General features: G+C 29.0%; 12 protein-coding genes. 5 read left to right on the forward strand and 7 right to left on the reverse strand.

What is annotated here, in order from left to right:
* Positions 1-190: 190 nt before the first annotated feature.
* Both E6A48_RS04815 and E6A48_RS04820 read right to left on the reverse strand, forming a co-directional pair.
* Positions 191-997: a vitamin B12 dependent-methionine synthase activation domain-containing protein gene (locus E6A48_RS04815; protein WP_219708909.1), complete on the reverse strand. Its 807-nt coding sequence runs from the start codon at positions 995-997 to the stop codon at positions 191-193.
* A 23-nt stretch (positions 998-1,020) separates the two neighbouring features.
* Positions 1,021-3,639, reverse strand: coding sequence for a homocysteine S-methyltransferase family protein (locus E6A48_RS04820; protein ID WP_219708910.1), 2,619 nt, complete (start codon positions 3,637-3,639; stop codon positions 1,021-1,023).
* Positions 3,640-3,774: 135 nt separating this feature from the next.
* Here E6A48_RS04820 and E6A48_RS04825 point away from each other — a divergent pair, with 135 nt between their 5' ends.
* The 5 genes from E6A48_RS04825 (at position 3,775) to E6A48_RS04845 (ending at position 9,025) form a co-directional block, all read left to right on the forward strand.
* The gene (locus tag E6A48_RS04825; protein WP_219708911.1) at positions 3,775-4,317 is read left to right on the forward strand and encodes a hypothetical protein; all 543 of its coding nucleotides are present in this window, start codon (positions 3,775-3,777) and stop codon (positions 4,315-4,317) included.
* Between the two features lie 27 nt (positions 4,318-4,344).
* Positions 4,345-5,901: an NTP transferase domain-containing protein gene (locus tag E6A48_RS04830; protein WP_219708912.1), complete on the forward strand. Its 1,557-nt coding sequence runs from the start codon at positions 4,345-4,347 to the stop codon at positions 5,899-5,901.
* On the forward strand, positions 5,870-7,003 hold the full coding sequence (locus E6A48_RS04835) for a hypothetical protein (protein ID WP_258018543.1): 1,134 nt from the start codon (positions 5,870-5,872) through the stop codon (positions 7,001-7,003). The genes E6A48_RS04830 and E6A48_RS04835 overlap by 32 nt, the downstream gene beginning before the upstream one ends.
* Before the next feature lie 63 nt (positions 7,004-7,066).
* The gene (locus E6A48_RS04840) at positions 7,067-7,945 is read left to right on the forward strand and encodes a DUF2225 domain-containing protein (RefSeq protein ID WP_219708913.1); all 879 of its coding nucleotides are present in this window, start codon (positions 7,067-7,069) and stop codon (positions 7,943-7,945) included.
* A 9-nt stretch (positions 7,946-7,954) separates the two neighbouring features.
* Positions 7,955-9,025 (forward strand): LptF/LptG family permease, encoded by a 1,071-nt coding sequence (locus E6A48_RS04845; protein ID WP_219708914.1) that lies wholly within the window; start codon positions 7,955-7,957, stop codon positions 9,023-9,025.
* Position 9,026: 1 nt separating this feature from the next.
* On the opposite strand, the gene E6A48_RS04850 is transcribed toward E6A48_RS04845, so the two are convergent.
* From E6A48_RS04850 to E6A48_RS04870, 5 genes are all read right to left on the reverse strand, one after another.
* Positions 9,027-9,458, reverse strand: coding sequence for a GNAT family N-acetyltransferase (locus tag E6A48_RS04850; RefSeq protein WP_219708916.1), 432 nt, complete (start codon positions 9,456-9,458; stop codon positions 9,027-9,029).
* A gap of 14 nt (positions 9,459-9,472) precedes the next feature.
* Positions 9,473-11,209: a proline--tRNA ligase gene (locus tag E6A48_RS04855; protein WP_219708917.1), complete on the reverse strand. Its 1,737-nt coding sequence runs from the start codon at positions 11,207-11,209 to the stop codon at positions 9,473-9,475.
* 260 nt (positions 11,210-11,469) lie between these two features.
* Complete coding sequence (gene hflX / locus E6A48_RS04860) at positions 11,470-12,570, reverse strand: GTPase HflX (RefSeq protein WP_219708919.1); 1,101 nt, start codon at positions 12,568-12,570, stop codon at positions 11,470-11,472.
* A gap of 11 nt (positions 12,571-12,581) precedes the next feature.
* Entirely contained in the window at positions 12,582-13,145 is a 564-nt protein-coding gene (yqeK, locus tag E6A48_RS04865; RefSeq protein WP_219708920.1) for a bis(5'-nucleosyl)-tetraphosphatase (symmetrical) YqeK, read from the reverse strand.
* Positions 13,146-13,184: 39 nt separating this feature from the next.
* Positions 13,185-13,867 (reverse strand): hypothetical protein (locus E6A48_RS04870; protein ID WP_258018544.1); only part of this gene is annotated, 683 nt, incomplete at its 5' end.

The following is a 13,867-nucleotide window of genomic DNA, read 5'->3' on the forward strand; positions in this document are numbered from 1 at the left end:
TATTTATAGGATATTTACTAGCTCTTAATGTTCTGCAGTTTCCTCTATGATATTTTTTACCCTTATCCGAAATATAAACTGTATTAGTTTGAGCAAATACACTTGAAGTAATAATAATAGATATTAAAAATATTTTTGCAAGCTTCATATCAATCTCCGAACAATAATATAAAAAAATTATAATACAAAATTAATTAGCAAAATAATAAGACTCCTCACAAAATGACACTATTGCACAAGTGCTAAGTTCAGGCTCCATCATATAGCTTTCTGTGAGTATTACATTAAACTCCTCAGGCTTTAATTTATCAAATATTATCTTGTTACCGTACATATTACTAAGTGCCTTATAACCAAAAGAATATCTGCATCCTACATGTTTTCTTTTGCCGTTATTTTTTAAGTTAAGTAAATTGTCCATATGGCTTTGGAGTATATCAACATAGTTTTCTATAATATGTGTACCTAATGCATTATAAAAATAATACTCTTTATATTCATCATTATCATATAAACCTTGTAAAAATTTATGATACTTCTCTCCAAGACTCACAAGTGTAAAACCAATAGTATCTTCATCTCTGTCAAAAAAATCCACTATAGAATTGTAAGGCTCACTCTCCATACGTTCTAAAGGAAGCTCTATTTTTTCATTTTTTGATTCGTCTGTATTGTCATCATATATATAAAGTCTATCATTCTCTGTAATAGTCTTATAAAACCCATAAATCATTACAGGCTCAAGCAAATTATTTTCTATAATATTTTTTTTCATCTCTTCGTATTTTGGCTCTACTTTTGTTTTAATCATCTCATTATATTTTTCCATATCCTGATTTTTTGCAGAATAACCAAAACCAACCCTAAAAAGCCTAATTTTATTAATCATATCAAAGGCTTCTTTTTCTATTTGCTTATTAAACTCAAAAACTTTTCTCCCATAGAAAGGAGGTTTATTTATATGATGTTCATGATTTTTGTGATTTATTTCCGGCATTGGTAGTTGGTATCCTTTAATTATTATTTTTCTTTATCTCTGTCGGCTATTATCTCTTTTATGGCAACAATATCATCAAAACCGTCTTTACAATAAAATATTTTGCCGCTGTCTCCATAAACTTTTTTGCAAGTGTTTTCAACAAAGTCTTTAGTTAAAGCAGCACCGCCTAAAAGTATAGGTATTTTTAAGCCCTTATCTCTAATATATGCTAAATTATCTTTCATCACTTCAGTAGATTTTACCAAAAGCCCAGACATTCCTATACAATCTGCATTATGCTCATGATAAGCCTCTATAAATTTCTCTATAGGCACCTTAGTTCCAAGATTAACAGTTTCAAATCCATTGTTTTTTATTATTATCTCTACTAAATTTTTACCCACATCATGCACATCACCAGCAACAGTGCCAAGTATTATTTTAGCAGTTTTCTCTTGTTTCTTTTTCTCCAAAAACTCAGATAAAAAGTCCACACTCTTTTTCATCACCTCAGCAGACCCCAAAACAAAAGGAAGCTGTATACTGCCCTCCCCAAACTTTACACCAATATCTGCCATAGTAGGAAGAAGTATCTCATCAATTATAGCCTGTGCAAACTTTTTCTCTCCTCCAAACTCTTCACTATTTTCTTTAGCCTCATTGAGTAAGTTTTGCATATCTTTCCACTCGCCGTCAATCATAGCATCTCTTATAGCTTCCCTTATAGGCTTTTTTATTTTTTCTTCATCAGTTAATTCTTTCTTTTCTTTTTTGTCAGAGAAATAATTAATATAATTTATAAGAGGCTCTTTAGTTTTATTTTTGTTATAAATTAATTCTCTTGCCAATTCTATTTCTTTCTCACCTATCTTTGAAATAGGAAGAATTTGAGCCACATTAACAATAGCAGCACTAAGACCATGATTAATAGCCTCATACAAAAACACAGAGTTCATAACTTTTCTTGCCTCTTCTTTAAGACCAAAAGAAATATTTGATACCCCCAAACTTATAGAGCTTTCAGGATATCTCTTTGATAATTCTTTTATAGCATTCAAAGTTTCAACACCAGCTAAAAAACTATTTTCATCACCGCTTGCAAGTGTAAAAGTAAGAGGGTCAAATATAATATCATGCGGAAGTATTTTATGCACATTAACAGCCCTATCATACATACGCTCGCACATTCTTAATTTATCCTCGCAAGTTAATGCCATAGCTTTTTCATCTATAGTAAGAAGCATAATAGAAGCTCCGTATCTTTTTGCAAGTGAACATATAGCATCAAACTTCTCTTCCCCCTGCTCCATATTAGCAGAGTTTATTATTGGCTTTCCTCCATATATTTTTAATGCTTCTTCTATAACATCAGGTTTTATTGCATCAATAACCAAAGGCAAAGAAATCTGTTTAACATAAGCAGAAATAATTTTTGTAATATCTTCTATCTCATTGCGTCCAGCCCAAGCAGCATTAACATCTATAGCATGACTTCCAGACTTAACTTGCTTTATACCCACATCAAGCATACCGTCCATATCGCCTGCTATCATAAGCTCTCTAAATATTTTACTTCCTGTAGCATTGCTTCTCTCGCCTATCATTAAAGGTGCAGGCTCTTGCTTAATGCTTACAGAATTAAATAAACTAGCTATATAGGGTCTTTGCTTTTCTAATGCAGTTTTTTTAGGTTTTACTCCTTTAACTTTTTTTGCTAATGCTTCTATATGTTTAGGAGTAGTTCCGCAGCAGCCTCCAATAAATGCAAGTCCGCTTAAATTAAAAAACTCGCTGTTAATCTCAGCAAACTCTTCAGGTGTCATACTATAATATGCTTTTCCATCTCTATTTTCTGGAAGACCTGCATTGCTGTGTATGGATATTGGAAAGCATGATATCTCTGAAAGTTTTTTTATGTGCTGCATTGCCATATCCGGTCCTGTACCGCAGTTCATACCTATGGAAAATATATCCAAATTCGAAAGTATTGTATATGCTGTCTCTATATCTGTACCCAAAAGCATTGTGCCTTCTTTTTCTATTGTTACAGAAACCATTATTGGAACATCTTTATTTAATTTTTTAGCTGTATCATTAACTGCTAATATTGCTGCTTTTAACTGCAAAACATCTTGTGCCGTTTCAAGAAGTATTATATCAACTCCACCTTCTATTAAACCTCTTGCAGCTAAAGTATAACCGCTATACATCTCATCAAAACCAATCTGCCCCAAACTTGGAAGCTTTACACCAGGCCCTAAACTTCCTGCAATAAATATATCTCTGTCTAAATCACCTTTAGAATTAGGATTTTTTAAATATTCCTCTCTTGCCTCATTTGCTATAACTGCCGCTTGTTTTGCTAATTCATAAGCCTTATCAGAAATATCATATTCACTTAAAACCCAAGGTATAGCCCCAAAACTATTAGTCTTTGTTATATTAGCATTAGCATTCAAATAATCTATATGTATCTCTTTCATTATATGAGGAGCTGTTATATTTAATATCTCATTACAGCCTTCTATATTATTGCCGTTTACAGTCCAATATTCTTTCTTTATTTCTTTCTTTTGAAGTTCTGTACCTGTGGCACCGTCTATTATTAAATACTGTTCTTTTATTAATTCTTTTAATCTATCCTTAACACTATTAAACATATATAAAAAACTCCGATGTTATTGTTGATAGTATTTTAATATAAAAGCCTAAATAAGCAAGTATATATAAAATAATATTTTTTATATTACAAATTATACTTGAACTTTAATATTATTAATATATAATTGCATAACATGAGTATAGATGATAAAACTAAAAGTGCCTTGATTAGAAAAGGTAATGAACTTTTTAATGAAAGAAAAATAGAAGAAGCGTATAGATGTTATCTTACAGCTTCCTATTTTGGCGGAATAGAAAAGATTGCTGACTATTATAACTTTGAAAGTAAAAATTTTATAAAAGCAATGCAATTATATAAGTTTATACTCAAAGAAGATTCAAACCTAGGCGGCAATATAAGAGCTAAACAAAAATTAGATGCTCTATCGCAATCTGTTGCAAAAGTATTGCAAAAATGGTTAAACGATGATGAAACATTTAATAATTCTAAAACAAATAAATTATCCTTAGATTCAAAAAATACTTATCTTCCTAATAATTATAAAAGAAATAGTTTAGAAGATATTTTAAATGCAAAAGAAAAACTTGATAAAGAAAAATTGGATAAAGATAAACTAAATAAAACAAAGTTAAATAATGATAAAATAAATAAAAATTACAATGATAACAAAATTATAAAAAAACCTATATTTGAACAAATCCATAAAAATAAATAATAAAGTATAAAAATTAGGAGCTAGTTTATGACAAAAAGAGAAGAAGAGAATAATATAAAGAATATAGAAGAAAGCTTAGAGCAATTATCATCTAAATTCTCTAAAAACGATAGTTTGGTAATAATATTGGCAGCAGGACATGGTAAAAGGATAAGAAGCTCAACATCAAAAATGCTTCATACTATTTGGGGAGTTCCAAGCATAGAAAGAGTAAGACTTGCTGTAAAAAATGGTATAAATAAAAGCAATATTACTATAGTTGTTGGAATAAAGGCTCTAGAAGTAGCTAATGCGGTTGGAAAGCAAGCTAATACTAATTTCGCTTATCAAGAAAAACAATTAGGTACTGGACATGCTGTAAAGGTAGGTCTTGAAAAGAGCGATTTAAAAAACATTAAATATTGTTATGTTATATACGCTGATATGGGGCTAATAGACTCTAACACTATGAAAGAGTTTCATGATGAGTTTATGAAAGCTAAAACAGATATGATATTAATGACTGCTATGTATGATGGTCCTAAAGGCGGAAACTATTATGGAAGAGTATTAAGAACTAGAGGATTAACTAAAGACCATAAAAAAAGCCAATATAGAGAAGGAAGTAAGGGTCAGGTAATGGGGGTAATAGAATATAAAGATATACTTGCTCTTAAAGATGATGAGGATTTAGTAAAGGCTTATAAAGATGAAAAATTTGAATATGGCAAAGATGAACTTTTAGACAATATGCATGAATATGTTGCTGGTATATATGGTTTTAAAATTGACCCTCTTTTAAATTTAATAAAAGAATTAAAAGCAAATAATGCTCAAAATGAACTTTATCTAACAGACTTAATAGAGATGTTTGTTAATAATAATTTATCAATATCAACATATATGCCAAAAGACAATAGAGTTGTTTTAGGCTTTAATGATAAAACTGTACTTAAAGAAATGGAATCTATTGCTAGAAATAATGTTTACAATAAATTAAAAAACATTATCACAATATATGACGGAGAAGATTTCTTTATTGATGACAGTGTAGTTGAACAGATATTAGAAATTGATAAAGATGAAAAACCGCTTGATATATATGTAGGAAAAGGGGCTTATATTGGTAAGGGTGTAAAAATTAATTATGGTGTTTATATAGACCATGGTGCAAGACTTGAAGGCAATATTGAACTTGGAGAGCATACTTATATAGGAGATAATGCATTAGTATCTTGCCTAGATAATCAAAAAATGGTGCTTTCTAACAATGTACAAATATATGCTGGAAACCAAATAAGAGGAAATGTATATATTGGTGAAAATACTGTATTAGAGAGAGGTGTTAATGTTACAGGAAGCGATAAACATCCGCTTAGCATAGGTAAAAATGTACTTATTAAAGGAGTAAGCTATATATATGGCTCTATTGTAGATGATAATGCTTATATAGAACATTGTATATTCTACTACTCTCATATAAAAGCTGTTCTTGATGAAAATGGAAAAGTGATTAAATGCAGATTTATAAGACCAAAAGAAGAAGGTATAGAATCTGTTATAAAATTAAAAGATGAGAATACTAAAAAGACTAAAAAGAAATAAAATATTCTTAGTATTAATAGCTATTATTGTTTTCTACTCTAGCATAAATGCTCAGTATGAAAAAGATATTAATAAAGATGCTCCGCCATTATCAAAACATTATTATAGAATAAGCAGTTTTGAGTCTATTTCAACTTGGTCGGTAGCATCTTTAAATAATGCACCTTATATCAGCGAATTATTAATAGACCCAAATAATAATTTGCATATAGCTTACTATGATGATACAATTAATTCTCCTGTTTATGTGTTTGGTAAAAATGGAAATTTCAAAAGAGAAATCTTAGATAAAAATAGAGAATTAGGAAGCTTAATTAGCATAGCAAGCAATTCTGATAATATGCATATATCATATTTAAAAAATAATAAAATATGGTATGCAAATGATAATTCAGGTACATTTAATAATTATGCTATGGATTTGAGAAACAATAGAAAAATTATAGATTTGAAATTAGTAGTTTCTACATTTAATTCACCTATATTGTTTTTTATAGATAGTAAAGGTATATTATCTGTATCAAGGTTTTATAGAGATAATTTCTTTTCAGATTTAGTATATACAAATAAAATAATAGAAAAAGTATATCCAGTAGCAGAAAATGATGGATATGTTGTATATATAAAAGAATATTCTACAGGAAATTTATTTTATGCCTCAAGAAAAACTAATACTGCTTTTACTTTTTTTGATAATAACCCCATATTAAATAATGTAAATCAATATACCGTAGAACATGAGGCACATAATAGGTTTAATATTATATATAATACCAAAGACAATATGAATGAAATAAGATATAAGAAGTTCTATGATGGAGTTTTTACAGACGGCATAATAGCAACAGAAGACCAAAATATTATATCATTTGACTCTACTCTAGATTATGCATCTCAGCCTGTGGTATTATATACAAAAGAAAATGGAAACAAATACATATATATAGATGGTCAGATTATAGATTTATCAATTCTTGGGAAAAGTGTTGGGGAAGTTAGAATTAATGCGGCAAGATATCCTGAGTTTTATATAGCATATTATAACACTCTATTTAAAGAACTTAGAATAAGTAAGCTTAATATAAGTGATATTGAAAAATAAAAATAAACCGATAATTAATTTAACATTTGTAGTGTTTATAAAGTTATATAAATAGGATTTTTTATGGCTGAAGAATTAAAAATATCATATTTTGAAAAAAACCCAAGAACTTGTCCTGTATGTAATAAAGAGTTCTATCATGAGATGCTTCTTACTGGTGGAGGAAGATTAATTGCTGGTAATCTAAGAGATGATTTAAGAAGAACTTATGAGAAGAGTAAAAAATATGGTGCAGTGTATCCTCTTATATATGTTGTGGCTGTTTGCCCGTATTGCTTATATGCTGCTTTTCAAGATGAGTTTAGTATGATTGATAGTAAAAAAATTAATGAGGCTCTTGATAGCTATGAGCAGAGGTCAAAATATATGCATGAGTTTTTTGGTCCTAGTATAGATTTTAAAAAGAATAGGAATTTAATATCTGGGGCTGCTAGTTATTTTTTGGCATTAGATGGATATCGTTATCATACTAAAGATTCTGCCCCTACACTCAAAAAAGCTTTATCATCTCTAAGATTAAGTTGGACTTTAGAAGATTTGGCTAGTGTTTATCCTAATGATAATTATGATAAATTAATACCGTTCTTTCAATATAAGGCTAGCGAATTTTATACTGAAGCTATAGAATATATGCAAAATGGTAAAGAGAGTTTTGATAAATTAAAAAGTTTTGGTCCTGACATAGATAATAATTTTGGTTATGAAGGAATGCTTTATATGGGGGCTTTGCTTGGTATGGATGCCTCAAAATTCATTCCAGACCCTAATGTTAAAGCTAGAACATTAGTGCAGGCTAAAAGAAAAATTAGTAAGATATTCGGTTCTGGTAAAAGTAGTAAATCAAAACCCTCTGCGTTGCTTGAAAAATTAAAAGAATTACATACTCGTATAAATGAAGAATTAACTTATTTAAATGAAAACTATGGAATAAATGTGGATTAATTTACCTAAATGAAAAAACTTAACTCATACTTATTAAAAGAATTTTTATCTATGTTTATAGGTTCGCTAATATTATTTGTTATATTAGTAACTATAGCAGACTTAAGTAGTAAATTATCTTATTATACTGAACATCCAGAAAATATGAGATATTTTATCATATATCACTTGGCAAGAACACCGCATAACTTGTATTATTTATTTCCAATAGCTTTAATGTTTTCTTCTACTTATGTGCTTGGAACTTTTGTAAAAAACAAAGAAATGTTGGCTGTACAAAACTCTGGTATAAGTTTATTTAAGTTTTCTTCGCCAATATTTGTTATAGTAATAGTATTATGTTTGGGCCTTATTGGATTTTGGCAATTTGTGGCTGCACCTATGAATAAAATATCTTTTGAGGCTAATGATTTAGGAAGAGGACATAAAAAAGCTGAATATACTGGAGCATTAAATATATTTGGAGCTAATGATTATATATATTTTATAGAAAACTTTAATTTTAATGAAAACTATCTTACAAATACTGTTATTGTAAAATTAAAAAAAGATGGTGCTATAGATATGAGAATATCATCACCAAGTGTAAGATGGAATGATAATGAAAGAAGATGGTATGTTGAAAATGGTATATTAGCAGAGTTTAGTGATGAAAAAAACATATCTGTAAAAGAAATAACCAACTATCCACTTGATGTACTTGAAAGACCTGAACATTTTATGAATAGACCTTTATTAGATTCTATGAGTTTAACTGAAGAGATGCATTGGATTAAATTAAGAAAAGAAGTAAATTTAAATACTAATAACCTTGAAACAGATTTTCACTATAGAATATCATATTGTTTCTCTGGATTTATTATTGTTTTACTTGCTTCATTATTCTCAAAATTTTCTACTCAAAGTGTATTGGTAGTTAGTTTAGTAATGGTTATAATGGTTGCTTTATTATATTATTCTATACTTATGATGTTTCGCTCTATGGGAGATGGTGGAAATATGAATCCATTTATAGCTGCTTGGATGCCTAATATTATATTTGCGGGACTTTGTTTCTTGGCATTTAAGAAATTCTATTAATTTATAGTTGTTTCTCTAAAATTAAAGCACTATATTTATTGTTATAATATTTTTTTCTAATGCCTATACACTCAAAACCATTTTTTGTATAAAATTCTTTTGCATTAATATTATTTTCATGCAAATCTAATTTTATACTATCTACATTATTTTTTTTAGCATCATTAAATAGATATGATAATAACTTCTTACCATAGCCTTTATTGTTAGGATAAGTAGCTATAAATAAAATATCTATTTCTGGAGAAAGCAAAAAATATATGATAAAGCCTACTATTTTTTCATCATTCTTTATTACAACTACTTTATGATTTTTATCTTCTACATATTCTTTTATATAATTTTTAGGTAAAGTAATATATTCACTTTTTGATGATATAAAAAGAATAGATTTTATTATATCATCATCAATATTATCTATAAGCTCTATCATACTAAAAATATTTATTATAATTTAGAGTTTATTTCATCAAATAATTCTTTCTTTTTTGCCTTCACATATTCAACTATATCTTCAAGCTTAACTTCAACACTCTCTGAATCTTTTCTTAACTTAAACTCAACAACACCACGCTCAAGAGATTTTTTACCTACTATTATTCTCATAGGAATGCCTATTAAGTCGCAGTCATTAAGTTTAACACCAAGTCTAGCCTTTCTATCATCAAACATAGTTTCAACACCAATAGAACTTAAAGCATTATATATCTCTTCTGCTTTTTTGAATGAGTCTTCAGTTTCTTTATCAATAGCAACAACTATAGCCTCATAAGGAGCAACACTTATAGGAAATATTATACCCTTGTCATCATAATTTTGTTCTATTACAGAAGCCAAAGCCCTATTAACACCAATACCATAACAGCCCATTATAGGAGTAATTGCTTTATTGTTTTCATCTAATACAGTAAAATTAAATGCCTGAGTATATTTATCTCCAAGCTTAAATATATGCCCAAGCTCTAAACCTTTTTTCTGATACAACTTCTCTCCGCATTCAGGACATCTATCTTCCTCTTTGGCAACCCTAAAATCACCCCAAACATCAACATTAAAATCTCTATTTATATTAACATTTTTTATATGTGTGTCATCTTTGTTTCCGCCTACTATTGCATCAGCTACTGTTTTTATAGACTTATCTGCAAATATTCTTATCTTTTTCTTTAATCCAACAGGAGAAGCAAAACCAACCCTAGCCCCAGTAACTTCTTTTATAATATCCTCAGAAGCTAGTTCTATATCAAGTCCGCCTAAAGCATTTGAAAGTTTTGTTTCGTTTATCTCTAAATCGCCTCTAATAGCAACTAATATTACTTCATCTTCTTCTGTTTTGTATATTATGCTTTTAATAAAATTCTTTGAAGAAGTATTAAAGAACTTCTCTAAATCTTCAATAGTTTTTATATCTGGAGTATATACTTCCTCTAATGCTTTATCAGTATAAGACTTAGCCTCTTCATCTTCCATTACATTAGCCTTTTCAACATTAGCCCTATAATTACACTTTGAGCAGAAAATAATGGTTTCTTCCCCTACTTCACTTAGCACCATAAACTCTTCGCTTCCTTCTCCACCCATTGCTCCGCTGTCAGCCTTTACGCTAACCGTATCAAGCCCCATTCTCTTAAATATTTTTGTATAAGCACCGCTCATATCATTATAAGTTTTGTCAAGACATTCTTTAGTGATATGAAATGAATAAGCATCTTTCATAGTAAACTCTTTAGAGCGAATCACCCCAAATCTTGGACGAATCTCATCTCTAAATTTTGTATGTATTTGATATAATGTAACAGGCAAATCTTTATAAGACTGTATTTCATTTTGAGCTGTAATAGTAAATGCCTCTTCATGAGTAGGACCCATTGCCATATCAACATCATTTCTATCTTTTAGTCTGAATAATTCTTTTTTAAATCTCTCCCATCTTCCAGAAGGAGTTAATAATTCCTTTGAAACAAGTATAGGCATTATGCATTCATTAGAGCCTATTGCATCCATCTCTTCGCGTATTATATTGGATATTTTATTTAATACCCTCACACCCAAAGGCAAATAAGAATAAAGCCCATTAGATATTTTTCTTGCAAGTGCCGCTCTTATCATTAATTTATTAGAAGCTATTATAGCATCGCTTGGAGCTTCTTTTAGTGTTGGCATAAATAATTTCGATAAACGCATAATATGTTTTCCTTAAAAAAAATTGTATTAATGATGTATTAAAAAAATTTGCTTTTTATGTAAGTCTTATTTTATTCAACTTTTTCCCGCCTTCGCTCTGCGGACTTCGTCAAAGTTGCAAAAAGTGCAAGTATCTTAGCTTTAATAGTTGGGTATTGCAAAACATGCACAATGTGGTAAAGTCCCAGATATCAAAACAAAATATAATTTTATTTTTTACAAAAAATTACGCTTTCAGTATATACTAAAAATATAAATTATCAACCGTTATTAAAAGACTCTAAAATTATTTTTAATATTTTTTCTCTCAATATATCTATATTTATATTGTTTTTGGCACTAATAAAAATTGCATCATCATACATAGTAAGTATTTTGTTTTTTTGATTTTCTTCCAAACTATCAACTTTATTAAATACCATTATACGCTTTATATTTGAAGCTTCTATCTCTTTTATTGTAGCTTCAACATTAATAAGTTTCTCTTCAATATATTCATCTGTAGAATCAACCAAATGCAAAAGCAAATCAGCCTCTACCACTTCTGATAATGTAGACTTAAAAGAAGCTATTAAAGTATGCGGAAGCCTATCTATAAAACCAACAGTATCGCTAATAATAGCCTCAACAGGTGCATCATCTGATAAATAAAGTTTTCTTGTATGAGTGTCTAATGTGGCAAAAAGTTTATCTTCTACATAAGTGTCTTCTTTACATAAAAGATTAAATAATGTGCTTTTTCCAGCATTTGTATAACCTACTATAGCTATTCTAAAAGTAGAGCCTCTTCCTTTTCTTCCAGTGCTTGCCGATTTTTCTACTTTGCTTAATTGAGTTTTAAGTTTATGTATTCTCTCTCTTGCTCTTCTTCTGTCATACTCAAGTTGCTTCTCTCCAGCTCCACCTCTTAAACCTATTACGCCTCTTACTTGGCTTAAATTGCTCCTCTTACCCTTTAATCTCGGATATTCAAACTCCAAAAATGCTAACTCTACTTGCATTCTTGCTGTAAGTGTTTTGGCACGCATTGCAAATATCTCTAGTATAATTTCTGTTCTAGTTAATGCTTTTATATTAGAGCCTTCTTCTATAGCATTAACCTGTGAACCGCTAAGCTCATTGTCAAAAACAAAATATTCTACACTGTCAGCTATAGCACTCTCTTTTAAAGATTCTAGTTTACCAGTTCCTATATAAGTGCCTGCCACTATTTTCTGCTGTATAAAAGAAAATCTATCAGCTACCTCATAACCTGCAGTATCGCATAGCATAGAGAGCTCTGTTAAAATATTGTCTATATTGATTTTTTTAGTTCTATATTCTTTTGAATCTGCTACAAATATTATATACGCTCTTTTCATAAATACCTTTATTACTTAATAACTAATGAATTATACAGCTCTATAGTTTTATCAGATAAATACTGTTTTTTTGAAAGTACAAAATATATTGACTCTAATACCACTTTTAAAAATGCTTCATCAAAATTAATAAAAATCTCTTCTCTTAATTTATCAGCCGTTTCCAATTTACGAGTAGGTTCAAGATAATCGGATGCATATATAATCTTTTCAAGCATACTCATATTAGCATGGCCCACTGTGTGACTTTCTATAGCAGATATTATATCATCATCTTTTATATGAAACTCTTCTATTGTTATTATGGCACTTACTCTAGCATGGAGCAAAGCAGAAGTAATATGTTTAGGGTATTCTTTCTTATCATACTCTAATAAAATCTTTCTAATCTCTTCTTCTTTATATCTTTTACCTAAGTCATGACATAATGCTGCAATAGATGCCTTATTAACATCAACATTATAATGTTTTGCAAGTTTTATAGATAAATCTCTCGTTGAAAGTATATGCTCTTCTCTAAATGGAAGATATTTTTTTATATAATCTAATATAGGCTTTTCATCAAAACTATTCATAATTATAAATATTATGATATATTATTAAAATAATGTCAATTATCTGTATATAGATTTGTTATTAAATACAGGTTTATAGCGTTTTTCTTTATCTAAAAAAGATTCTTTGTATTGGTCATAAAGCACAACACTGCCGTCTTCATTAACATGTCCTACAGGGTCATACATATAAAAAGGCATAAAATCTTTTCCGCTAGCCATATTAGTATCAGCTGCCCCCCACTCTAAAGGCACATCAACCCCAAAAGTGCTTTTTTCTCTTATAGGCATACCATATATATAAACATATTTTGAATAAGTATCAACTGCTACAAGTGAATTATCTAGAGCAATTAATCCAGCACCCTTACCGCTAAATCTATAAAAATAAAAACGTTTAAGCATATTAGAATATTTATTATTTAATGATTTTGTATAAAGTGGATTGTATCCTCTATATTGATAATACTTCATATTGTATATAGCAAATATTCCAGCCTTACTATTATCGCCTTTGTAATAATATTCATTTTTAGCAGAATCTAAACTCTCCCACTCTTTATCATCATGCTTGCTTACAAACTTAAAAGAAGGAACATTGTCTGAATTAAAAGTAGCAATCAAAAGCCAATCATTGAATTTAGAAGAACTGAAAGAATCCTCTCTCTCAATATCTCTAAAACCAAATAATGCTGTAGAATATATTAATAATATTATATAAAAAAATAGTCTTTTCATAATAA

Origin of the sequence: Brachyspira pilosicoli, assembly GCF_019402445.1 — a bacterium.
Lineage (GTDB): Bacteria > Spirochaetota > Brachyspiria > Brachyspirales > Brachyspiraceae > Brachyspira > Brachyspira pilosicoli_B.